We start from the raw sequence: 22,926 nt of genomic DNA on the forward strand, positions 1-22,926 counted from the left end.
TGCTCCTGCTGGTCAGCGGCCCCGACGGCCCCGACGGGGCCTGGGGTCACGGTGCTAGTGGTCACGGCCCGCCCCGGTGGTGAGCAGCACCCGCGCGGTGCTGAGGCCCGCGGCTGCCAGGTCGGCCGGGGTGGTGCGGACCAGCAGGGCGTCGCGGCCGGCCGCCGCCAGCCGCTCCAGCACGGCGGACCACCCGGTGGCCCGCCCAGTCAGGTCGGCCGGTGCCTCGCCGACGACCGCCACGGTGCGGGGGTCCAGGTCGGCCAGCAGCGGGTCCCCGGTGTCGACCGTCAGCACGTCGCTCTCCCGGCCGAGTTGGATCCGGCCGAGCAGGTCCCGCAGCGCGGCGACCGCCGCGCCCTGCCAGCTGGTCTCGCTGCCGATCGCCCACTCCGGCCCGCTCCTGGCCAGCAGCACCTGGACGCCGCTGCGCCCGCCCTCGGCCAGGTCGAGCAGGTCGAGCTCCACCCCGAGGTTGGCCGCGGACCGTACCAGGAAGGTGAGTTCGGCGTCGCCGTCGAGCGTGTCCAGCGGCACCCGGGCGGCGCTGCCCCGGACCGCGCGCCGCAGGGCGTCGTACCCGAGCGCGCTGAGCAGGCCCCGGGCGGCGGCGTCGGGCAGCGAGCCGCCGGCGCCGGTCCCGGCGCTGCTGGGCAGATGGCTGCGGTCCTGGTTGTACGGGCCGAAGCTCTGCACCGCGGCGGCCGGGACCAGCACGCGCTCCTTGCTGAGCAGCGAGGTCGCCGTGGTCCAGGCCGGTGTCGCGGCTGCGCCGACCCCGGTGCCGCTGACCGTGCTCAGGTCGGTGATCAGCGGCAGCCGCTCGCCGGCGGCGGCCGACCCGTCGCCGGTGAGCAGACCGGGCAGCGGCGCGACCCGCTCGGCGTAGACCACCGCCGCCGCCTCCAGCACCCGCATCCTGGCGCCCGCCACATGGTGCACGTCGAACGCGGAGATCCGCCGGGGGCCGGCGTGGCCCAGCCGGAGTTCGAGGCTGCTGAGCTTCAGCGGGGTCTGGGTCAGCGGCTCGTCGGCGAACCGGCTGAACACCCCGGCGTTCGGCCGCACCAGCAGGTTCGAGCGCCGCTCCAACTCCTCGACCAGGGCGTCCGATTCATGGGCGGTCGCCAGGGTCGGCATCGGGATCGCGGACAGTCCGGCCGTGCCGAGGTCGACCGGCTCGGCGGCCGGCTCCCCCGCCGTCCGGCAGAACGGGCAGCGCGGGTGCGGCAGCAGCGGCTCGGCGGCGACGTCCAGCGAGCGCATGTCCTGGAGGATCAGCTGACCCCGGGTCTCGGCCGGCAGCGCCTCTGTGGTGAGCCGGAAGACCTCGTAGCCGAGCAGGTTGCCGAGCATCGCCGCCAGCGGCCGGCCCGGCCGGACGCCGGGCGCCGCCGGGTGGGTGGCTCCGGCGCCGGACAGTGCCAGGCCGCTCCACAGGTCCGCGGCGGACCCGGTGTCGTCCCCGCCGAGCCGCAGCGCGGCGCAGGCCCAGCAGCCGGTGCTGCCGTGGGTCATCAGCGGGCCGAGCACCGCGCGTTCGCCGAACACCCAGGCCGGCAGCAGCGTCCGGCCCTCCGGAACTCCGGCCCGCAGCAGGGGGAGCAGCCGCTGCGGGGCGAGGACGCCGCCGGTCACCACGACCAGGTCGTAGCCCTCCAGGTCGGTCCAGTCCAGCGGCCGGCCCCGGTCCGGCGTGCCGATCCGGAGCAGCTCCACCGGGCAGCCCGCCTTGGCCAGTTCCTCGGCCTCGGCGGCGACCTCGGCGAACTGGTGCTCCGAGGCTTCGAGTCCGGGCAGCACGCCGATCACCGCGGCGCCGTTGCGGACCAGGCTCAGCACGCACCAGCGGGCGACCAGGTCCTCCCCGAGCACCGCGACCCGGGTGCCCCGGAACCGGGCGAAGCGGGCGTCGGCGCCGTCGGCGTAGTGGTCGATGTAGGCGATCTGCTGGGCGAAGCGCTCGGCGGCCTCCGGCTCCGGGCCCGCTGCGCCGTCCGGCTCGGCGGGCTCCGGCACATCGCGGGCGAAGCCCCGGTCGTAGAGCGTCTGCACCAGCTCGCCGACCATCGCGCGCTGCGGGTCCCCGAGCCCCTGGCAGATGTCGGAGACCCGGTTCTCGCCGTTCAGGTGCGGCACGATCAGTGTGCTGAACCGGTAGGCGGACTTGGACGTCAACTGGAAGCCGCCGTCCGAGTTGTGGAACACCACTCCTTCCGGAACCTGGGTGTAGAGCACGTCCCGCCGGACCCGCGGACGGGTCCCGGCGACTGCTTCGTACGCTGCTGCGGCCATGGCTTTCACACCTCTGAAGGGAGACGCTGAAGGGGAGAGTGGGGGGAGGGTGCTGGACGGAGGCACGCGGGAGCCGCGGCCGTCCCCGTCGTCAGGTCAGCACGGTGGTGCCGCGGTGCTGCGCCGACCGGCGCGCATAGGCGCGGAGCAGGTCGTGCATGAGGTAGGGCTCGGGCGGCCCCTCCTCCAACAGGCCGACGTCCACCAGCCGTTCGAGCAGTTCCTCGGCCTCTTCCCGGGGCACCCCCAGCACGGCCGCGCTGTCCTCGACCCGCAGTCGGCCGCTCGCGCCGCCCAGCCGGACGAAGGCTTCGCCGAGCCGGGGGTCGAGCCGTCCGAGCGCCCGGCCGAAGACGCTGGGCACCGACATCCGCGGATCGTCGGCCAGCGAGAGCCGGGTGGGCAGGTCCTGGGCCAGCCAGTCCACGCAGTCGGCGATGCCCAGCCGCGGCCGGGTCAGCAGCCGGGCCGCCACGATCCGCAGCGCGATCGGGAAGTGCCCGCACACCGCCGCCAGGGCCCGGGCCGCGTCCGGCTCCGCCTCGACCCGCTCAGGACCCAGGATGTCGCAGAGCAGCTGGTAGGACTCCTCGTCCTGGAACACCCCGAGCCGGTGCACCAGCCCGCCGTGGGTGGCGACCAGGCCGGCCAGGCCGCGCTGACTGGTGATCACCGCGCTGCTGCCGGGCCCGGTCGGCAGCAGCGGACGCACCTGCTTGGAACTCACCACGTCGTCGAAGACCAGCAGCACCCGCTGCTCACCGCTGCCGACCGGGGGCCCGGCCGCGTCCTCGTCCCCGGTCCACAGCCCGCGCAGCTTGCGCGCGGCCTCCTCCGAGGTCAGCGCGGTGCCGTCGGGGTGGGTCATCGGCAGCACCAACTGCCCATCGGGGAAACGTTTCTGCACCTGGTGCGCGACCTGCAGGGCCAGCGCCGTCTTGCCGATGCCCGGCGCTCCGCAGACCAGCACCAGGGCCGGTCCCGGCCGGTCCGCCGAGGTCAGTCGCGCGGTGATCGCGGCGGTGTCGGCCGCGCGCCCGGTGAAGCCGGGTATCGCGGGCAGTGCGGCCCGCTGGGCGCCGGTACCGGAGGGCGGCGCCGGGGCGGGGGCCGGGGGGCCGGTCAGGGCCACCGGGCCGGAAGGCGCTTCGACCGCGAGGGGACCGAGGTCCTCGCCCCGCAGGATCGCCAGTTCCAGTTTCTGCAGCGCGGGTCCGGGGTCGATCCCGAGTTCCTCGCGCAGGTAGTTCTTCACCTGGCGGTACTCCGCCAGCGCCTCGGTCTGCCGACCGGTGCGGTACAACGCCTCCATGAGCTGCTCGCTGAACCGCTCATGGCCCGGATAGTTCCTCACCACTTCCCAGAGGCCCACCAGTAACTGGCGACATCGGCCGAAGGCGAGCTCGATGTCGCAGGCCCGCTCGATCGCCCGCAGCCGTTCCTCGGTGAGCCGGGGCACCTCGTCCCGGCGCAGCGTCTGCGAGGCCACGTTCGCCAGCAGCGGGCCGTGCCACAGCGCGAGCGCCTCCTTGAGCAGGTACAGCTCGGACTCCGGGTCCGCCACCGCGTGGCCCTCCTGCACCAGTTCGCGGAACCTGACCAGGTCCAGGGTCTCGGCGTCGGCCCGGATCCGGTAGCCGCCGGGGACCGCGTCGATGACATTGGTCGCGATCCCGTACTTGGCGAAGATCCGACGCAGCCGCAGCACGCAGGTGTGCAGCGCGGCCTTCGCGGTGACCGGCTGGTCCTCGCCCCACACCGCGCGCTGCAGATAGCCGGTCGAGACCATGGAGTTGGGGTGCACCAGCAGTGCGGCGAGCAGGTTCGTCGGCTTGGACGGCTGGAGGACGACCACCTCCTGGCCGTCCGCGATACTCAATGGGCCCAGTAACTGAAATCGCATCGTCTCCCCGTCCCCCGTCGGATCCCATGGCCGGTGCCCGAGTATTCGCGCTGTCGGCCCCCCGGGGATAGGGATCATCAGTGGACTGTTCCGGCCGGGCCGGAACCGTCCACCAAGGAACCGTCAATTCCCGTTCAGAGGCAGGGGCTCGACCCGGGGGCTCCAGGCGAAGGCGAACATGGACTCCGGCAGGATCAGCCCGGTGCAGCGGATCTCGTCGCGCAGCACCTCCAGCTCGGTCAGGTCGGAGTCCTTGGCCGGGGTGGCGATGGGCAGCAGCCGGTAGTCCTGGAAGCCGCGGGCGTTGAAGGTGAAGTCATAGGTCCTGGCCGAGGCCCGCCAGACGTAGCTGTCCCGCCGGTGGCACAGCTGCCGGTGGCTGTAGACCACGCTCACCTGCTGCCCGGGCTGGACGTACTGCTCGCAGGTGATGTCGAAGTCCAGCCAGACCGTCCCGTTGGCCGCCTCGCTGAGCCGGGTGCGCGGGATGAACGGGCGGATCTCGGTCTCCTCGCCCTGGCCGAGCTTCACCCAGACCTTCGGCTGCAGCACATGGCGCACCCAGGCCTCGCGGGCCTCCGGGCTGTGCAGTTCCCCGGCCTGGAAGCGCCGGGTCAGCTCGGTGGTCTTGGGGATCGGGATGATCTGGGTGTGGATCACCCCGTCGCCGTTGATCAGCTCCGGCCGCCGGGAGAGGTTGCCGCTGGTGGTGTAGGCGAACTCGGCCCGCACCCGCAGCACGCTGTCCGGGACCAGCACCTCGCCGTCCGGGAAGAGCTCGGTGATCTGCTCCTGCAGCAGGTGCAGCTTGGCCGCGTAGCGGATCCGGGCCGGCGCGGCCAGGGTCACCGTGAGCCACTCGACCGCGCGGTCGACCCCGTCGTCGCCCCGGAACCGGGCGTGCAGCGCCCGCCGCACATGGGCGATCTGCTCCTCGCCGCTCAGCGTGCGCAGGTAGTCCTCGCTGCTCAGGATCGCCTCGACGACCTCGCCGGTGGCGTAACTGCGCATGTTCACATAGTCGATGATCAGGGCGATGGCGCCGGTCTGCACCAGCGTCCCGCCGATCAGGGCCAGCCACTGCTCGGCCTTGGGGCCCTGCGAGGTGGACACCGTGACCACGAACAGCCAGCTTCCGCCGACCAGCAGCAGCAGGCTGACCAGCACCGCCTTCTGGAGCACTAATCCCTGCAACGAACCGGACCGACCAGCCACCCGTGCCTCCCCCGTCGGATGAGCACAAGTCTGATCGCTCGGCCACGCGGTGACAAGAAGCCCAGGCCTGCCCCGCACATGCCGCTGCCCCCTGCCGGAACGTTCCGGCAAGGGGCAGCGTGGCACTGCGGGCAGGGCGGTGAGGGAGGGTCAGCCCTCGTCGTCCTGGTCGATCAGAAAGCCGCGCATGGGCTGCGGGGCCTGCTGCAGCGGCGGCTGCGGACGGACCGCGGCCATCGGCTGGGTCATCGCCGGGGCCATCTGCTGCTGACCGCCGGCGCTCTGGTGCTGCTGGGCGCCGGGGTTGAAGCTGTTGCCGCCGAAGCTCTGCTGGCTGCCCGGGTTGAAGCCGTTGCCGCCGAAGCCCTGCTGGCCGCCGAAGGTCTGGCCGCCCATCGGGGAGGCGCCGACCGGGGCCATCGAAGGCTGCGAGAGCGAGGGCTGCGACATCGAGGACGGCGGCAGCGACGCGGTGGCGGGCTGGCGCGGCGGGGCGAGCGAGTCGTCCGCCTGCGACTCCAGCTGGCGCAGCTGGGTCTCCAGGTAGGACTTCAGCCGGGTCCGGTACTCGCGCTCGAAGGCACGCAGGTCCTCGACCTTGCGCTCCAGCGTGGCGCGGGCGGACTCGAGCGAGCCCATGGCGACGCGGTGCTTCTCCTGCGCGTCCCGCTCCAGGGCGTCGGCCTTGGCACGGGCGTCCCGCTCCAGACCCTCGGCGCGGCTGCGGGCCTCACCGACGATCTTGTTGGCCTCGGAGCGCGCCTCGGAGATGGCCTGGTCGGCCGTCTGCTGGGCGAGCGCCAGGACCCGGGCGGCGCTGTCGTTGCCGGGAGCCTGCTGCTGCTGCGGGAAGTGCGGCTGCTGCTGCATCTGCTGCAGGCCGCCCATGTGCTGCTGCTGCATCTGGCCGGGCTGCTGCATCTGCGCGGGCTGCATCTGGCCGGGGCCCTGCTGCATCTGACCGGGCTGCATCTGCGCGGGCTGCATCTGGCCACCGAAGGACTGCTGTCCCCCCATGGTGCCCATGCCGCCGCCCTGGAGCTGCGGCGGACCCTGGAGCTGCGGCTGGCCGCTCGGCAGCTGCGGCGGGCCGGGGTGGCCCATCTGCTGCTGGCCCTGCTGCTGCATCTGCGGGGGCATGCCCTGCTGGGGCACGGGCGGACCGGATATGGCCGCGGGCACCGGCGGGCCAGGACGCTGGTGCTGGTCCTGTTCCTTCCGCATGTTCTGCTGGTTCTGGGCGGCCGCACGAGTCGCGGCGGCCAGCTTGGCGCGCAGGTCCTCGTTCTCGCGGAGCAGTCGGGTCAGCTCTCCTTCGACCTCGTCGAGGAAGGCATCGACCTCGTCCTCGTCATAGCCTTCGCGGAGGCGGACGGTCGTGAACTGCTTGTTCCGCACGTCCTCGGGGGTCAATGGCATCTCTTCACCTCAACGTGATCGTCGGACAACCGGTGGCCTGCGGGGTTCACATGGCCCCCACGACGCGGATCAGGATCGAAACAATGATGATCAGTACGAGGAAGGACAGGTCGAGCGCCACGCCACCGAAACGCAGCGGCCGGATGTACCGGCGCAGCAGCTTGAGCGGCGGATCCGTGACGGTGTAGACGGACTCGAGGGCCACGATCAGCCCGCGGTTGGCGGGTCGCCACTCGCGGGCCAGTTGTTGCACCCAGTCCATCACCAGGCGTGCCAGCAGCACGACGAAGAAGCACATCAGGACGATGTACAGCACCTGCCATACAACGTTCACCGCTCTTCCCCTCGTTTCCAGCTCGTGCTGTCGGTCTGCCCGCCGGGAGCGGGTGGCCCACTACCCGGCGTCACGTGATCCTCACGTTCGGTCGTACGTCGTCCCGCTGTGGTCAGCTCTGGTTGAAGAACCCACCCTCGGCGATCCTGGCCTTGTCCTCCGCCGTGACATCGACGTTAGCAGGAGACAGAAGGAACACCTTCTGTGTCACCCGCTCGATGCTTCCGTGGAGACCGAAGACCAGCCCAGCCGCGAAGTCTACGAGGCGTTTGGCGTCCGTGTCGTCCATCTCGGTGAGATTCATGATCACGGGCGTGCTCTCGCGGAAGTGTTCCCCGATGGTACGGGCTTCGTTGTAGGTTCGGGGGTGAAGTGTGGTGATGCGGTACGGCTCCCGCTCGGAGGCGGCCTTGGGCATGATCACCGGGGCACTCTTCTCCACGTGACGGCGTTCAGGTGTGATGGACGACACTGGCGCCATCCTGGGTTCCGCCCGCATCGGGGCGACCACCGCCGCCGGCTGTGCGACAGGCGCGGGCGCGGGACGGGGCACCTCCTCGGTGCGTGCGGTGTTGCGAAGCGGCTCGGGCTCGGGGCCGTAGTCCTCGTCGTCCGGGTCGTAGCCCTGAACGTCGTAGCGTTCGTCCTCCACGAGGCCGAGGTATTCCGCCATCCTGCGCAGCGCGCTGGCCATACTCCTGTCCTCCGCTCTGTGGTGGATCGGGTCCGTCGCCGGCACACCCCCGCTGTGGCGAGGTGGTTCTACGATCCACGGTCTGACCCCGCATTGCAGGGCTATTCCTACTTGTCCTGATTTGTTCTGCGATCTGATCTTCTAACCGGTGACGTTACCCGAGGGGTGGCCGCACACCCAGTACCGCCGTACCGACGCGCACATGTGTCGCTCCGGCCGCAACGGCTTCTTCGAGGTCTCCGCTCATGCCCGCGGAGACCATCGTGGCAGCAGGATGCGCACGGCGTAGCAGAGATGAGATTTCCACGAGCCGGTCGAAAGCACGGCGCGGATCACCGGCGTACGGGCCGGAGAGCGGAGCGACCGCCATCACTCCGTCAAGTCGCAGACCCGGCGCGGAAGCCAGCGCGTCGGCGAGGGCCGGGACGTCGTCCGGAACGGCGCCGCCCCTGGTCGCGACCGGATCACCCTCCAGGGCGACCTGGACCAGGCAGCCGAGGACCGGGCGCTCCGTCTTCAGCACTTCGTTCGAGAGTGCGGACACCAGTCGGAGCCGGTCAATGGAATGCACTCGGTCGGCGTACTTCAGAACAGAACGGACCTTATTGGTCTGCAATTGGCCGACAAAATGCCAGAGAAGTGGAAGATCCCTGCATTCCGCTGCTTTTGGCGCGGCGTCCTGGTCACGATTCTCGGCGACATCGGTGACCCCCAGCGCGGAGAGCAGCCGGGTGTCGGAGGCCGGATAGGTCTTGGTGACCACCACCAGGGTGATGTCGTCGCGGGAGCGCCCGGCGGCGGCGCAGGCGGCGGCGATGCGCTGCTCCACCACGGTGAGATTGGAGCGCAGCGCATCGAGGCGCGCCTGCCCGGAAGGGCCGGAGGGGGTCGGGTCAGGAAGCGGCAGTTCGGTCATGAGAGGGGTCCGTCCAGCCAGACGTAGCTTGCGAGCCGACCGGTGCGCTGCTCGCGGCGGTAGGAGAAGTGGTCAGATGATTCCATGGTGCAGATGTGGGACATCTCATGCCGGCGCACCCCGAGCCGGGCCAGTTGGGCGGCGACGCCGGCCGGCAGGTCGAGGGCCGGGGTGCCCCAGCTCGTCCGCGACCAGGCGTCCGGCTCGAGAGCGGTGATCTCGTCGCGGAGCGCTGTCGGCACTTCGTAGCACCGTCCGCACACCGACGGTCCCACCGCGGCGGTGATCCGGTCGGGCCGCGCGCCCAGGCCGACCATCGCGGCCACCGCCGCCGGGACGACTCCGGCGGCCAGCCCGGGCCGTCCCGCGTGGGCGGCGGCGACCACCCCGGCGACCGGGTCGGCCAGCAGCACCGGGACGCAGTCCGCGGTGAGCACCGCCAGCGCGAGCCCGGGCCGGTCGGTCGCCAGCGCGTCCGCGGTCGGCACCGCGCCGTCCGACTGGCGCCCGGTCACCGTCGCCACGGCGCTGCCGTGCACCTGGTTCATCCAGACCACGTCGGCCGGGTCGACGCCCAGCCCGGCCGAGGCGGCCAGCCGCCGGTTCTCCGCCACGGCGGAGGGCCGGTCCCCCACGTCCGGGCTCAGATTGAGCTCCTGGAACGGCGAAGTGCTCACCCCGCCCCACCGGTCGGTGAAGGCGAAATGAGCACTCTCGTCGAGATCGATGCGCCGGCTGATCATGATGATCAGCCTAGTGGCTCGCTACTTGAGGAAGTCCGGGACGTCCAGTTCCTCGGCCTGGGTGTCCACGTACGGCGGCCGGGTCTGCGGCACGTGCGGCGCGGACTGCGGCGGCGCCGGCTCCTCGGCGCGCGGGACGCTGCCGATGGTGTGGACGCTGCGCCCGGCGGCGGTGGAGCCGGCCCGGTTGAACTCGCTGCGGTTGTACTCGCCGGCGCCGGCGCCGGAACGGTCCTGCGCCTGCTGCGGCGGCGTCGCCCCGGCCGCGTTGGCCGAGCGGACCACCGGGTCGCGGACGATGGTGGGCGGCGCCCCACCGTCGAAGCCGGCCGCGATCACGGTGACCCGGACCTCGTCGCCGAGGGCGTCGTCGATCACCGCGCCGAAGATGATGTTGGCCTCGGGGTGCGCGGCCTCGGCGACCAGCTGCGCCGACTCGTTGATCTCGAACAGGCCGAGGTCCGAGCCGCCGGAGATGGAGAGCAGCACCCCGCGGGCGCCGTCGATGGACGCCTCCAGCAGCGGCGAGGAGATCGCCATGATCGCCGCGGCCTTGGCCCGGTCCTCGCCGCGGGCGGAGCCGATCCCCATCAGCGCCGAACCGGCGTCCGACATCACCGACTTGACGTCGGCGAAGTCCAGGTTGATCAGGCCGGGGGTGGTGATCAGGTCGGTGATGCCCTGGACGCCGGACAGCAGCACCTGGTCGGCGGAGCGGAACGCGTCCAGCACGCTGACCTGGCGGTCCGAGATGGACAGCAGCCGGTCGTTGGGGATGACGATGAGGGTGTCGACCTCTTCGCGCAGCTGCGCGATGCCGTCCTCGGCCTGGTTGGCGCGGCGGCGGCCCTCGAAGGTGAACGGCCGGGTGACCACGCCGATGGTCAGCGCGCCCAGGGTGCGGGCGATGTTGGCGACCACGGGGGCGCCGCCGGTGCCGGTGCCGCCGCCCTCACCGGCGGTGACGAAGACCATGTCGGCCCCCTTGAGGACCTCCTCGATCTCCTCGCGGTGGTCCTCGGCCGCCTTGGCGCCGACGTCCGGGTTGGCACCGGCGCCGAGGCCGCGGGTGAGCTCACGGCCGACGTCCAGCTTGACGTCGGCGTCGCTCATCAGCAGGGCCTGCGCATCGGTGTTGATCGCGATGAACTCGACGCCCTTGAGCCCGACCTCGATCATCCGGTTGATGGCGTTCACGCCACCGCCGCCGATGCCGACGACTTTGATGACTGCGAGGTAGTTCTGGGGTGCTGCCACGTCGAAGGCCTCTCGCCTCGGATGTACGGTGCCGAAGGGACGGGAGACCGGACGGGGCCCCGACCCGAACCCTGACCCTGAGGTTTAGGGTTAATGCTGTGTCACTCTGCCATCATCTTCTGTCACAGGACACTAGGTCTCCGGGCCTGCCCGTTCAACGGACACGCCGAGCCTGCGGTTTTTTCTTGTGAGCCTATGTGATCAAAGATCCGGACTTTCACCCGGGGTGGCCCACCAGATTCGGGGAGGAACTGGCACTTCGTCAACACCGTCCGCCCTCCCGGTACTCCTGAGAATAGCCGCTCGGGGCCGGGATCAATGCCTTACCGCGGGATCGTCCGGCGCGCTGACGTCGTAGGTCGTGCCCTTCTGCCGCAGCAGGGCGGTGAGTACGACCGCTTTGCGCGAGTCCCGTTCCGAACTCCCCCACAGCACCCGTGAGCCATCTGCGAGTTGCAGTTCCAGATCGTCGTACGAATGCACGATCACCGAACTGGTTCTACCCGCGACCTGAGCCGGAAGGGCTTTGGCCACGTCCACCGCGGCCGCCAGCAGATCCCGTTCGGGAAAGCTCTTGAGCCCGGCTTTACCCGCGGCCGAGAGCGCGAGCTGGACCACAGGGACGCCGGCCGGGGCACTGGCGCCGGTGGCGAAGTGCGCCCCGCTCGCGTCGACCTGGGTGAACCGGCCGTCCGCGCCCTTGACCGCGGCGATGGCCACCCGCTCGGTGATCCGCACCCGCACCGTGTGCGGCAGCGAGGTGCTGATCCGCACCCGGGCGACCCGGGGCAGCGCCCTGGCCACCCGGGCCTCGGCCGCGCCGGTGTCCAGCCGCTCCAGCGGGCCGTGCAGCGGGATGTCCGCCGCGGCCAGCACCTGATCGACCGTCAGCACCCGGGTCCCGCTGACCGCGACCGTCCGTACGTCCAGCACCGAGGAGAACCAGACCAGCCAGCAGACCGTGCCCAGCACCGCGGCCACCAGGCCGGCCAGCACCGCCATGCCGCGCCGGGACAGCCGCAGCCGGACCTTGGGCTCCGGCCGCGCCCCGGCGCCCGGCGGCTGCGCCTCGGGGTCGCCGGCCCCGGCCGCGCCGACCGCCGCCGCGCCGGGCGGGACGGACCCGGCCGGCGCGGCTCCGGGCGGCGCGGCCTTGGGCTCAGGCACGGCGGTGCGCGGCGATCGCCTCGTACACCATGGCGACCAGCAGCTCGTCGGCGTCGCGGCGGCCGAACTCGGCGGCGGCGCGGCTCATGTCCCAGAGCCGCTGCGGGTCCGTCAGCACCGGCAGCAGATGGCCGAGCACCCAGTCCGGGGTCAGCTCGGCGTCGTCCACCAGCAGGCCGCCGCCGGCCCGGACCACCGGCTGGGCGTTCAGCCGCTGCTCGCCGTTGCCGATCGGCAGCGGCACGTACGCGCCCGGCAGGCCGACCGCGGAGAGCTCGGCCACGGTCATCGCCCCGGCCCGGCAGAGCATCATGTCGGCGGCGGCGTAGGCCAGGTCCATCCGGTCCAGGTACGGCACCACCCGGTACGGCGGCATCCCGGGGATGTCGTCGATCACCGGGAGTTCGTTCTTGGGGCCGACCGCGTGCAGGATCTGCACCCCGTACTGCTGCAGCCGCGGCGCGATCGCCTGGACCGTCTCGTTCAGCCGGCGGGCGCCCTGGGAGCCGCCGGAGACCAGCAGGGTCGGCAGCCGCTGGTCCAGGCCGAAGTAGGCGCGGGCCTCCGGGCGGGCCGCGTTGCGGTCCAGGGTGGCGATGGTGCGGCGCAGCGGGATGCCGATGTAGCGGGCGTCCCTGAGCTTGCTGTCCGGGGTGCTGACGGCGACGAAGTCGCTGTAGCGGGCCCCGATCTTGTTGGCCACGCCGGGCCTGGCGTTGGCCTCGTGCACCACGATCGGCACCCCGGAGCGCTTGGCCGCGAGGTAGGCGGACATGGCGACGTAGCCGCCGAAGCCGACCACGGCGTCGGCCTTGGTGCGGTCGAGCACCTCCTGCACCGCCTTGACCGTGCCGCGCAGGCGGCCGGGCAGGGTGATCAGTTCCGGGGTCGCCTTGCGCGGCAGGGCGACCTTGGGGATCAGTGCCAGTTCGTAGCCGCGTTCGGGGACCAGTCTGGTCTCCAGACCGCTCGCGGTCCCGAGCGCAGTGATCCCGATCGTGGGGTCGTTCCTGCGCAGTGCGTCCGCAAGGGCGAGCGCGGGCTCGATGTGACCGGCGGTCCCCCCGCCGGCGAGTACGACATGCACCGAAATTCACCGCTCCCTGCGCTGCCGGGCCTTCCCGAGCCGCGCGATGGTCCGTTGGGGCAGACCGAGGAGTCTGCCCCTGGTCTTCTTGTTCCTAGCGGCAAGCGCTGCTTTCGCGGCGGGTTCGCTGCGTGCGAAGCAGAGCAGCATGCCCACCGCGAACATGGTCGGCAGCAGCGCCGAACCCCCGTAGGAGAACATCGGGAGGGGGACTCCCGCAATGGGGAGGAGTCCGAGCACCGCACCGATGTTGATCATGGACTGGGCCATGATCCAGGTGGTGGCGCCTCCTGCTGCGTACCTGATGAAGGGGTCCTTCGTGCGTCCTGCCACGCGGATACCCGCATACCCTAGTGCCGCGAAGAGGCCGAGCACCGACAGCGTCCCCGCCAGGCCCAGTTCCTCACCCGTGACGGCGAAGATGAAGTCGGTGTGGGGCTCCGGGAGTTGTCCCCATTTCTCCACACTCGCCCCGAGTCCGCGGCCGAACAACTGACCCCCCGCCAGGCCGTAGACGCCCTGCACCGCCTGCCAGCAGGACCCGTCCGAGGGCAGCGTGGTGACGCCGATGCACTGCAGCCGGTCGAGCCGGTGCGGGACGAAGGCGATCAGCAGGGTGCCGATGCCCGCGGCCACCCCGCCGACCGCGGCGAACATCCGCATCGGCGCCCCGGAGATCCAGAGCAGGCCGAACAGCAGCGCACAGATGATCATCGCGGTGCCCATGTCGCCGCCGGCCAGCACCAGGGTCAGCAGCAGCACCCCCATCGGGACCAGCGGGATCAGCAGGTGCTTCCACTGGTCCAGCATCTTCAACTGCTGCTTGCGGGCCAGCAGGTCGGCCCCCCACAGCACCAGGGCGAGCTTGGCGAACTCGGACGGCTGGATCTGGAACGAGCCGCCGAGGCTGATCCAGTTCTGGTTGCCGTTCACCGACTTGCCCACCCCGGGCACCGCGACCAGCAGCAGCAGCCCGATCACGCCCAGCAGCAGCGGGTAGGCCAGCGCCCGCAGCAGCCGCACCGGCAGCCGGGCGGCCACGTACATCAGCACCGCGCCGATGGACACCGCGGTGAGCTGCTTGACGAAGAAGTACGCGAACGGCAGCCCGAGGTTGCGGGCCTCGATCTGCGAGGCCGAGAAGACCATCACCAGGCCGAGCACCAGGATCAGCGAGGAGGACCCGAGGATCAGGTAGTACGGCGTCAGCGGCCGTTCCAGGCCCTGCTGGAAGCGCCACAGCGCGGTGCCCGGGCCCGCCAGCCGGCCGCGGGAGCGGAAGACCGCCACCGAGGTCGCACCGGCGCCGCCGCGCGGCCCGGCCGCGGGACCGGACCGGGGCCCGCCCGGCGGTCTGGTGCCCGCCCGTTCGGCCGCACCTGGCATGGCGGTCCCCCATCCTTCTCCGTGTGCTGCCGGCTTTCTAAGCCCTGTCCGAGCGCTCCCCGCTGTCGGCGAGGGCGCGGGCCGCGGCGGCGAAGAGGTCGCCGCGCTCACCGTAGTCGGTGAACATGTCCATCGAGGCGCAGGCCGGGGCGAGCAGTACGGTGTCGCCCGGCCGGGCGAGCCCGGCTGCCGCGCGTACCGCCGCGTCCATGGCCGGGGCACCAGTCTGTCCGTCCGCGAGCTCGATCACCGGGACCTGGGGCGCGTGTCGCGCCAGCGCCTCGCGGATCAGCGCCCGGTCGGCGCCGATCAGCACCGCGCCGCGGAGCGCCTTTGCGGCGCCGGCCACCAGGGAGTCCATGTCCGCGCCCTTGGCCAGGCCGCCGGCGATCCAGACCACGGACGGGTAGGCGGCCAGCGAGGCGGCGGCGGCATGCGGGTTGGTGGCCTTGGAGTCGTCGACGTAGCCGACCCCGTCGGCCTCCAGCACCAGGGCGATCCGGTGCGCGTCCGGGCGGAAGGCCCGGAGCCCGTCCCTGACCGCCCGCGGCTCGACCCCGTACGCCCGGGCCAGCGCGGCGGCGGCGAGGGCGTCGGCGATGTTGTGCGGCGCCGAGGGCTGCACGTCCTCGACCGAGGCCAGTTCGGCCGCGCTGCCCTGACGGTCCTTCACAAAGGCCCGGTCGACCAGCAGGCCGTCGACCACGCCGAGCTGGGAGACGGCCGGGGCGCCGAGGGTGAAGCCGACCGCCCGGCAGCCCTCCTCCACGTCGGCCGCGCGGACCAGCTCCTCGGTGACCGGGTCGGCGGTGTTGTAGACGCAGGCGACGCTGTTGCCGGCGTAGATCCGGCCCTTGTCGGCCGCGTACGCCTCCATGGTGCCGTGCCAGTCCAGGTGGTCGGCGGCGACGTTGAGCACCACGGCGGAGTGCGGGCGCAGCGAGGGGGCCCAGTGCAGCTGGTAGCTGGAGAGCTCCACCGCGAGCACGTCGTAGGGCTCCTCGGCCAGCACCGCGTCCAGCACCGACACGCCGACGTTGCCGACGGCGGCGGTCCGCCGCCCGGCCGCGGCCAGGATGGAGGCCAGCATCTGCACCGTGGTGGTCTTGCCGTTGGTGCCGGTGACGGCCAGCCAGGGGGCCGGCCGGCCGGTGGCCTCCAGCGGCCGGCGCAGCCGCCAGGCCAGCTCGACGTCGCCCCAGACCTGGAGGCCCGCCGCGGTCGCCGCGGTCAGCAGCGGGGCCCGCGGCGGCCAGCCGGGCGAGGTGACCACCAGTTCGGTGCCCGCCGGCAGTGACTCGCCGTCACCGAGCCGTACGGTCACGCCGAGGCCGCGCAGCTCGGCGGCCTGGGCCTGCTGCCGCGGGCCGTCGCCGCCGTCCACCACGGTGACCTCGGCGCCCAGGTGCCGCAGCACCCGGGCGGCCGGCGGTCCGGAGACCCCGAGGCCGGCCACGGTGACCCGCAGGCCCTTCCACTCGGGGGTGTCGGCGAAGTCGGGGGTGTCGGCGAAGGTCAATTGGTCACCCATCCCGCGTAGAACAGACCGAGGCCGACCGCGACGCACAGCCCCTGGATGATCCAGAAGCGGACCACGATCAGGACTTCCGACCAGCCCTTGAGTTCGAAGTGGTGCTGCAGCGGAGCCATCTTGAAGACCCGCTTGCCGGTCATCCGGAACGAGCCGACCTGGATGATCACCGACAGGGTGATCAGCACGAACAGGCCGCCCAGGATGGCGAGCAGCATCTCGGTGTGCGAGCAGATGGCCAGCCCGGCCAGCGCGCCGCCGAGGGCCAGCGAGCCGGTGTCGCCCATGAAGATCTTGGCCGGCGAGGTGTTCCACCAGAGGAAGCCGAAGCAGGCCCCCATCAGCGCGGCGGCCACCACGGCCAGGTCCAGCGGGTTCTCCACCGAGTAGCAGTTGGGCCCGGCGGTGGCGGCGGAGCCGCAGGTCTGGCCGTACTCCCAGATGCCGATGAAGACATAGGCGCCGAAGACCATCACCGAGGCGCCGGTGGCCAGGCCGTCCAGACCGTCCGTCAGGTTCACCCCGTTGGACATCGCCAGGATCATGAAGATGGCCCAGAGCGCGAACAGCACCGGGCCGAGCGACCAGCCGAAGTCGGTGACGAAGGAGAGCTTGGTGGAGGCCGGGGTGACCCCGGACGCGTCGGCGAAGCGCAGCGAGCCGACCGCGAAGACGATGCCGACGATCAGCTGTCCGGCCAGCTTCGCCTTTGCCCGCAGGCCGAGCGAGCGCTGCTTGACGATCTTGATGTAGTCGTCCAGGAAGCCGACCAGGCCCATCCCGGTCATCAGGAACAGCACCAGCAGCCCGGACGGCGTCGGCGCCGAGCCCACCAGCAGCTTGGTCAGGCCGTAGGCGACCAGGGTGGCCAGGATGAAGGCGATGCCGCCCATGGTGGGCGTGCCGCGCTTGCTGTGGTGCGCCTTGGGGCCGTCGTCGCGGATCATCTGGCCGTAGCCGTTCCTGGCCAGGATCCGGATCAGCACCGGGGTGCCGACCAGCGAGAGCACCAGGCCGATGGCCGCGGCGAACAGGATCTGACGCATCGGCGAGCCGCTGGATGCGGCCAGCTCGACTGTCGCGGTGTGAACCGCGAGGGCGTGGCTCACAGGGCCTCTCCGTTCGGAACCGCAGGCACATCACTGAGCAGGGCTTCGGCGACACGTTCCAGGCCGACCGAGCGGGAGGCCTTCACCAGCACCACGTCCCCCGGGCCGAGCTGTTCGCGCAGCAATTCGATCGCCGTATCCACATCGGGCACCAGCACCGACTCCTCACCCCAAGAACCTTCGTTCCTCGCACCCAGTTCCATGCAGGCCGCTTCCCTGCCGCCCACAGCCACCAGGGTCGCGATGTTCAGCCGAACCGCCAGCCGACCCACCGCGTCGTGCTCGCCGAGGGAATCCTCACCGAGTTCCCGCATCTCTCCCAGCACCGCCCAGGTACGGCGGGCGCCGGGCCCCCTGCCCCCGATCGCCGCGAGCGCGCGCAGCGCGGCCCGCATCGAGTCGGGGTTCGCGTTGTAGGCGTCGTTGATCACGGTGACGCCGTCCTGACGCTCGGTCAGCTCCATCCGCCAGCGGGACAGGCTCCCGGCCTCCCCCAGCGCCGCGGCGATCCGCCGGACGTCCATGCCGCACTCGGTCGCCACCGCGGCGGCGGCCAGCGCGTTGGCGACATGGTGCTCACCGTACAGACGCAGGGCCACCGGGGCCGAACCGGCCGGGGTGACCAGGGTGAACGCGGCTCGTCCGGAAGCATCGAGGCGCACGTCCTGGGCCCGGACGTCGGCCTCGGCGGACTCGCCGAAGTACCGCACCCGGGCCGCGGTCCGCGAGGCCATCGCCCGCACCAGCGGATCGTCCAGGTTCAGCACCGCCGTGCCTGCCTCGGACAGGCTCTCCACCATCTCGCCCTTGGCCTCGGCGATGCCCTCGCGGCTGCCGAACTCGCCCATGTGGGCCGTGCCGACGTTGAGCACCAGGCCGATCCGGGGCGGGGTGATGCCGGTCAGGTGGGCGATGTCGCCCTTGTGCCTGGCCCCCATCTCCAGGACCAGGAACCGGGTGTCCGGGGCCACCCGGAGCGCGGTGAGCGGCAGCCCGATCTCGTTGTTGAAGGACCCCTCGGTGAACACCGTGGGGCCCTCCGCGCCCAGCACCTGGGCGATCAGGTCCTTGGTGCTGGTCTTCCCGGCCGAGCCGGTCAGCGCGATCACGGTGGTGTCCACGGCCCGCCGGGTGACCTCGTGCGCCAGCCGGCTGAGGCCCTCCACCACGTCCGCCACCACCACGGCCGGGACCCCGACCGGACGGGAGGCCAGCACCGCGACGGCGCCGCCCTCGCGGACCGCGCGCTCGGCGAAGTCGTGGCCGTCGACTCTCTCGCCGACCACCGCGGCGAACAGCGCGCCCGGCCCGACCAGGCGGGAGTCGTGCACCACCGGTCCGGTCACCAGGGCCTGCGGGTCGGTCACGTCATGCAGTGTCCCCCCGGTGGCCTGGGCCACCTCGGCGAGGGTCATGGGGATCACGTTGGCTCTACTCCTTGGCGTCGCCGACGCGGTGCGACGCGAGGATCGCCTCGCCCAGCACAGCTCGGTCGTCGAAGGGTCGGATCTCGTCGCGGACGTACTGGCCCAGTTCGTGGCCCTTGCCGGCGACCAGGACGCAGTCGCCCGCGTGGGCCAGCGCCACCGCGGCGGCGATGGCCCGGGCCCGGTCGGGCTCGACCAGGACCGCCCCGCGCTCGGCCTCGGGGACCTCGGCGGCACCGCCCAGCATGGCGTGCAGGATGGCCAGCGGGTCCTCGGAACGGGGGTTGTCGCTGGTCAGCACGGCCGTGTCGGCGAACCGGGCGGCGATGGCGCCCATCGGTCCGCGTTTGAACGGGTCGCGGTCGCCGCCGCAGCCGACCACCAGGTGCAGCCGGCCCTTGGTGACCTCGCGCAGCGAGCGCAGCGCGGCCTCCAGCGCGTCCGGCTTGTGGGCGTAGTCGACCACCGCGACGTACGGCTGGCCCCGGTCCACCCGCTCCATCCGGCCGGGCACCCCGGGGACCGCGGCGATGCCGGCCGCGACCTGCTCCAGCGGCAGTCCGGCGACGGCCAGCGCGCTGATCGCGGCCAGCGCGTTGGCGACGTTGAACGGGCCCGGCAGCGGGACGCTCGCGTCCACCGAGACGCCGTCGGGGCCGACCGCGCGGAAGGTCGAGCCGGCCGGGCCGAGGTGCACCGCCTCGGCCCGCCAGTCGGCGGCGGGGTCGCCCTGGGCCGAGTAGGTGGTGACCGGGACGGCCGCCTCGCGGACCAGGCGGCGGCCGTAGGCGTCGTCCAGGTTGACCACGCCGTGCCGGGCCCGGGCCGGGGTGAACAGGCTGGCCTTGGCCCGGAAGTAGTCCTCCATGTCCGGGTGGAAGTCCAGGTGTTCCGGCGTCAGGTTGTTGAACAGGGCGACGTCGTAGAGCACCCCGTCCACCCGGCCGTAGACCAGGGCGTGGCTGGAGACCTCCATCACCACCGTGTCCGCGCCGCGCTCGCGCATCACCGCGAGCAGCGCGTGCAGGTCGGTGGCCTCCGGGGTGGTGCGCTCGCTCTTGATCCGCTCCTGGCCGACCCGCATCTCCACGGTGCCGATCAGTCCGGTGGGGCGTCCCGCGCCCCGCAGGCCGCCCTCGATCAGATAGGCGGTGGTGGTCTTGCCGTTGGTGCCGGTGACGCCGATGGCCAGCAGCTGCTCGGCCGGCCGGCCGTAGAGCGCGGCGGCCAGGCCGCCGAGCACCGACCTCGGGTGCGGCACCACCAGCAGCGGCAGTCCGGCGCCGGCTGCCCGCTCGGCTCCGTCCTGGTCCGTCAGCAGGGCCACCGCGCCGTTGGCGGCGGCCTGGGCGGCGTAGTCCGCGCCGTGCGCGTGCGCGCCCGGCAGGCCCGCGTAGACGTCGCCGGGGCGCACCGCCCGGGAGTCGTGGGTGATGCCGGTGACCACCGCGGCCGATCCGCCGTGCTGGTCCAGGCCGAGCAGCGCGGCGACCTCGGCGAGCGGAGTCGCCGGGGGGGTCTGCGGGCGGGGCGGAGCCGTCGCCCCTGAGGACGGGGCCGGGGACTCCTGATCACTTTGGCGCACGGCCGTGAGGTTACCGGTACCGGCCGGTCCGGGGCCAAGCCAGGGTCCGTGCGAACGGGGGGAAGCGCTCATCCTCGGGTTCCGCCTTTCACCAGTTCACCGGCAGGTCTGCCGGGGCGGCGCCGGTCGGCGGCACCTGGAGGCTCTTCAGTGCGAACTCCATCACCTGCTTGAACACCGGGCCGCAGAGCTCGCCGCCGAAGTGGCCGTTCACCGGGTCCTGGATCACGCAGGAGACCGTCACCCGCGGTTTGTCGGCCGGGGCGAAGCCGATGAAGGACGAGGTGTAGCCCTGGTAGCGGCCGGTCTGCGGGTCCACCCGGTTGGCAGTGCCGGTCTTCCCGGCCACCAGGTAGCCGGGGATCTCGGCGGCGGCGCCGGTGCCCTCCTGACTGGCCACCACCGACTGCAGCATCTGCGCCAGGGTCTTCGCGGTCTGCGCGCTGACCACCCGGGTCTGCTTGGGCGCGGCGGCCGGGACGAACCGGCCGTCCGGGCCGGTGGTGCCGGCCACCAGGCTGGGCGCGACCCGCACCCCGCCGTTGGCGATGGTCGAGTACACCGAGGTGGTCTGCAGCGCGTTGACCGAGAGGCCCTGGCCGAACGGGATGGTGTACTGCTGCGACCCGGACCACTTGCCCGGCTTGGCCAGCAGGCCCTGGGTCTCGCCGGGGAAGCCCAGGCCGGTCGGCTGACCGATGCCGAACTTGGTCAGGTAGTCGTAGAGCACCTGGTCGGCCTGCTGCTCGGTGCTGCCGAGGTGCTCGGCGGCGAGCATGGTGCCGATGTTGGAGGACTGCGCCAGCACCCCGTTGAGGGTCAGGTGCTCGGTGCCGTGCGCGGTGTCGTCGTGGAACACCCGGTCCGCCCTGGGCAGCGAGCCGGGGACGGTGACATGGGTCAGCGGGGTGGCCACGTTCTGCTGCAGCACCGCGGCCATGGTCATCAGCTTGCTGACGCTGCCCGGCTCGTAGACGTCCTGGAGCGCGGAGTTGCCGAGGTTGTTCGGATTGGCGTGGGCCAGGTCGTTGGGGTTGAAGCCGGGGGCGGTGGCCATCGCCAGCACCTTGCCGCTGGCCACGTCCTGGACGATCACATAGCCGCCCTCGGCCCCGGCCTTCTTCACCTCGGCGGTGATCTGCTGCTGGGCGTCCCACTGGATGTCCCGGTCCAGGGTGAGCCGCAGGTCCGAGCCGGGGACGGCGGGCAGCTCGCGCTGCCCCGCGGTGGGCACCTCGTGCCCGCCCGACTGGGCGTAGGTGACCGTGCCGTCCTTGCCCTTGAGCAGGCTGTCGTACTGCTGCTCGAGGCCGCCCCTGCCGTCGCCGTCGGAGTTGACGAAGCCGATGACGTTGGCGGCCAGGGTGTCGTCGGGGTAGACCCGCTTGGTGTGCTTGGTGTGGAAGACGCCGTTCAGGGTGTTGGCGCAGACCTCGTCCACCCGGCCGTCGTCCTTGGCCTTCAGCGCCAGCTGGTTCTCGGTGCCGCAGTGGCCGTGCCAGGCCTTCTTGGTCAGCGCGGACTGCAGCGCGGTGATCTGGTTCCAGGTCTGCGGGGACTGCTGCTTGGCCAGCAGGGCGTAGCGGTCGCCCTTGCCGGTGTAGGTCAGCGCCTTGGTCAGGGTGGCCACCGGGACGCCGATCATCGGCGACAGCAGCTGCGCGGCCTGGGCCGGGGCGTCGTCGATGTGCGCCTGCCCGGGGGTGAACAGGTACGGGTCGGCGGTGATGTCGTAGGCGTCCACGGTGGTGGCGAGGACGTGCCCGGACGCGTCGGTGATCGAACCGCGGGGCGCGGGCAGGGCGACCGTCTGGTAGAGGTTCACGGTCGCCTCGGCGGCCAGCGCGGAGGAGTCCAGGAACTGGAGTTGCACCAGTCGGCCGAAGAACAGCGAGAACACCGCGGCCAGGGCCACCAGCATCAGCCGGAACCGGCGGCGCGGGGTGCCCAGCCGCAGCGGCACCGGCCGCGCGGCGGCGGCCGGACGGCGGACGGGCGGACGCGCGGGGCCGGGCCGGGCCGCGGGGCGCGCGGCCGGACGGGCGGAGGGACGCGCGCCGGGGCGCGGGGGGCCCTGGCGCGGGCGCGGGGGGCGGGGGGTGGTCATGGTCGCTGTCTCCCCGTCAGGCGCCGCGACGGGCAGCGGTCGGTGTGGCGGTCGGGCCGGCCGGCTCGGCGCCGTGCGGCAGGGTGCCGCCGGAGGCGGGCCGGGTGCCGTGCGGCGCGGTGCCCGCGGCGGTGCCGCCGGTGGCGGCGGTGGGTGTCGCGGTGGCGGTCGGCTTCGCGGTGGCTTGGGCGGCGGCGCCGGCACGGGCGGTGGCGGTGGCCGTCGCGCCGGGGGCGCCCGGTTTCGCCGTGGCGGTCGCGCTCGCGCTCGCGCGCGCGGCCGGGGTCGGCGTCGCGGTGGGCAGGGCCAGGCTGCCGTCCAGGGCCTTGGGGCGGCCCAGCACCGTGCCGTTGTCCTGGAGGAAGGCCGGCGTGCCGCCCGGCACCATCCCCAACTGCTGGGCCCGCGCGGACAGCGCGTCCGGCGCGGACCAGGCGGCGATCTGCTGCTGCAGCCCCTGCCGCTCGTCGGTGAGCGAGTTGGTGCGCTGCTGGAGCTGGGACAGCTGGAACGAGCCCTGGTTGAGCGCGGTGTTGAGCATCAGCAGCCCGATCAGTCCACCGGCCAGTATCAGCACCACCAGCGCCGCGAACGGGCCGCGTCCGGCCGCCCTGCCCTTCACCCCCGACCTGCCGCCGGAGCGCCCGCCGGGCCTGGCGGCGGGAACGCCGGGCCGCCGGCGTACCGGTGACGTCCCGTCCGCGACTCTTCCGACCGCCACCTGCATCCGCTCCTTCGCTGCGTGTCGCTC

General features: G+C 72.5%; 18 protein-coding genes. All 18 read right to left on the reverse strand.

The window, feature by feature from the left end:
• Positions 1-54: 54 nt before the first annotated feature.
• The 18 genes from ACEZDG_RS24290 to ACEZDG_RS24375 all read right to left on the reverse strand — a co-directional run bounded on the left by ACEZDG_RS24290 (position 55) and on the right by ACEZDG_RS24375 (position 22,896).
• Positions 55-2,295 carry a TOMM precursor leader peptide-binding protein gene (locus ACEZDG_RS24290; RefSeq protein WP_380513056.1) on the reverse strand — a complete coding sequence of 747 codons (2,241 nt, stop codon included), beginning with the start codon at positions 2,293-2,295 and terminating at the stop codon, positions 55-57.
• A gap of 91 nt (positions 2,296-2,386) precedes the next feature.
• Positions 2,387-4,174: a BTAD domain-containing putative transcriptional regulator gene (locus ACEZDG_RS24295; RefSeq protein ID WP_449341735.1), complete on the reverse strand. Its 1,788-nt coding sequence runs from the start codon at positions 4,172-4,174 to the stop codon at positions 2,387-2,389.
• 147 nt (positions 4,175-4,321) lie between these two features.
• Entirely contained in the window at positions 4,322-5,380 is a 1,059-nt protein-coding gene (locus ACEZDG_RS24300; protein WP_380513058.1) for a hypothetical protein, read from the reverse strand.
• Positions 5,381-5,563: 183 nt separating this feature from the next.
• Complete coding sequence (locus ACEZDG_RS24305; RefSeq protein WP_380513060.1) at positions 5,564-6,832, reverse strand: DivIVA domain-containing protein; 1,269 nt, start codon at positions 6,830-6,832, stop codon at positions 5,564-5,566.
• Between the two features lie 46 nt (positions 6,833-6,878).
• Complete coding sequence (locus tag ACEZDG_RS24310) at positions 6,879-7,166, reverse strand: YggT family protein (RefSeq protein ID WP_380513062.1); 288 nt, start codon at positions 7,164-7,166, stop codon at positions 6,879-6,881.
• Between the two features lie 112 nt (positions 7,167-7,278).
• Positions 7,279-7,860 carry a cell division protein SepF gene (locus ACEZDG_RS24315; RefSeq protein WP_380513064.1) on the reverse strand — a complete coding sequence of 194 codons (582 nt, stop codon included), beginning with the start codon at positions 7,858-7,860 and terminating at the stop codon, positions 7,279-7,281.
• A 154-nt stretch (positions 7,861-8,014) separates the two neighbouring features.
• Positions 8,015-8,776 (reverse strand): YggS family pyridoxal phosphate-dependent enzyme, encoded by a 762-nt coding sequence (locus ACEZDG_RS24320; protein WP_380513065.1) that lies wholly within the window; start codon positions 8,774-8,776, stop codon positions 8,015-8,017.
• Positions 8,773-9,519 carry a peptidoglycan editing factor PgeF gene (gene pgeF, locus ACEZDG_RS24325; RefSeq protein WP_380513067.1) on the reverse strand — a complete coding sequence of 249 codons (747 nt, stop codon included), beginning with the start codon at positions 9,517-9,519 and terminating at the stop codon, positions 8,773-8,775. The genes ACEZDG_RS24320 and pgeF overlap by 4 nt, the downstream gene beginning before the upstream one ends.
• 21 nt (positions 9,520-9,540) lie before the next feature.
• On the reverse strand, positions 9,541-10,776 hold the full coding sequence (gene ftsZ, locus ACEZDG_RS24330) for a cell division protein FtsZ (RefSeq protein ID WP_380513069.1): 1,236 nt from the start codon (positions 10,774-10,776) through the stop codon (positions 9,541-9,543).
• Between the two features lie 315 nt (positions 10,777-11,091).
• Positions 11,092-11,943, reverse strand: a complete 852-nt coding sequence (locus tag ACEZDG_RS24335; protein ID WP_380513070.1) for a cell division protein FtsQ/DivIB — start codon at positions 11,941-11,943, stop codon at positions 11,092-11,094.
• Positions 11,936-13,030: an undecaprenyldiphospho-muramoylpentapeptide beta-N-acetylglucosaminyltransferase gene (gene murG, locus ACEZDG_RS24340; protein WP_380513072.1), complete on the reverse strand. Its 1,095-nt coding sequence runs from the start codon at positions 13,028-13,030 to the stop codon at positions 11,936-11,938. Before murG ends, ACEZDG_RS24335 begins: the two co-directional genes overlap by 8 nt.
• Before the next feature lie 6 nt (positions 13,031-13,036).
• On the reverse strand, positions 13,037-14,416 hold the full coding sequence (ftsW, locus tag ACEZDG_RS24345) for a putative lipid II flippase FtsW (protein ID WP_380513074.1): 1,380 nt from the start codon (positions 14,414-14,416) through the stop codon (positions 13,037-13,039).
• A gap of 37 nt (positions 14,417-14,453) precedes the next feature.
• A complete protein-coding gene (gene murD, locus ACEZDG_RS24350) occupies positions 14,454-15,947 on the reverse strand; it encodes a UDP-N-acetylmuramoyl-L-alanine--D-glutamate ligase (RefSeq protein ID WP_380513076.1) in 1,494 nt (497 codons plus the stop codon).
• The gene (gene mraY / locus ACEZDG_RS24355; RefSeq protein WP_380513266.1) at positions 15,932-16,993 is read right to left on the reverse strand and encodes a phospho-N-acetylmuramoyl-pentapeptide-transferase; all 1,062 of its coding nucleotides are present in this window, start codon (positions 16,991-16,993) and stop codon (positions 15,932-15,934) included. The genes murD and mraY overlap by 16 nt, the downstream gene beginning before the upstream one ends.
• A 59-nt stretch (positions 16,994-17,052) precedes the next feature.
• The gene (locus ACEZDG_RS24360; protein ID WP_380513078.1) at positions 17,053-18,480 is read right to left on the reverse strand and encodes a UDP-N-acetylmuramoyl-tripeptide--D-alanyl-D-alanine ligase; all 1,428 of its coding nucleotides are present in this window, start codon (positions 18,478-18,480) and stop codon (positions 17,053-17,055) included.
• A gap of 7 nt (positions 18,481-18,487) precedes the next feature.
• Entirely contained in the window at positions 18,488-20,140 is a 1,653-nt protein-coding gene (locus ACEZDG_RS24365; protein ID WP_380513079.1) for a UDP-N-acetylmuramoyl-L-alanyl-D-glutamate--2,6-diaminopimelate ligase, read from the reverse strand.
• 16 nt (positions 20,141-20,156) lie between these two features.
• A complete protein-coding gene (locus tag ACEZDG_RS24370; protein ID WP_380513081.1) occupies positions 20,157-22,175 on the reverse strand; it encodes a peptidoglycan D,D-transpeptidase FtsI family protein in 2,019 nt (672 codons plus the stop codon).
• Between the two features lie 16 nt (positions 22,176-22,191).
• A complete protein-coding gene (locus ACEZDG_RS24375; RefSeq protein WP_380513082.1) occupies positions 22,192-22,896 on the reverse strand; it encodes a hypothetical protein in 705 nt (234 codons plus the stop codon).
• Positions 22,897-22,926: the final 30 nt, after the last annotated feature.

This window comes from Streptacidiphilus alkalitolerans (assembly GCF_042511045.1).
In the GTDB taxonomy this organism is placed as follows: domain Bacteria; phylum Actinomycetota; class Actinomycetes; order Streptomycetales; family Streptomycetaceae; genus Streptacidiphilus; species Streptacidiphilus alkalitolerans.

Bases quoted from the DNA above. Each gene is read 5' to 3' on its own strand.
- pgeF (WP_380513067.1), bottom strand. From the start codon at position 9,519: ATGATCAGCCGGCGCATCGATCTCGACGAGAGTGCTCATTTCGCCTTC.
- murD (WP_380513076.1), bottom strand. From the start codon at position 15,947: ATGGGTGACCAATTGACCTTCGCCGACACCCCCGACTTCGCCGACACC.
- ACEZDG_RS24305 (WP_380513060.1), bottom strand. From the start codon at position 6,832: ATGCCATTGACCCCCGAGGACGTGCGGAACAAGCAGTTCACGACCGTC.
- mraY (WP_380513266.1), bottom strand. From the start codon at position 16,993: ATGCGTCAGATCCTGTTCGCCGCGGCCATCGGCCTGGTGCTCTCGCTG.
- ACEZDG_RS24365 (WP_380513079.1), bottom strand. From the start codon at position 20,140: ATGAGCGCTTCCCCCCGTTCGCACGGACCCTGGCTTGGCCCCGGACCG.
- ACEZDG_RS24290 (WP_380513056.1), bottom strand. From the start codon at position 2,295: ATGGCCGCAGCAGCGTACGAAGCAGTCGCCGGGACCCGTCCGCGGGTC.
- ACEZDG_RS24370 (WP_380513081.1), bottom strand. From the start codon at position 22,175: ATGACCACCCCCCGCCCCCCGCGCCCGCGCCAGGGCCCCCCGCGCCCC.
- ACEZDG_RS24315 (WP_380513064.1), bottom strand. From the start codon at position 7,860: ATGGCCAGCGCGCTGCGCAGGATGGCGGAATACCTCGGCCTCGTGGAG.
- ACEZDG_RS24320 (WP_380513065.1), bottom strand. From the start codon at position 8,776: ATGACCGAACTGCCGCTTCCTGACCCGACCCCCTCCGGCCCTTCCGGG.
- ftsW (WP_380513074.1), bottom strand. From the start codon at position 14,416: ATGCCAGGTGCGGCCGAACGGGCGGGCACCAGACCGCCGGGCGGGCCC.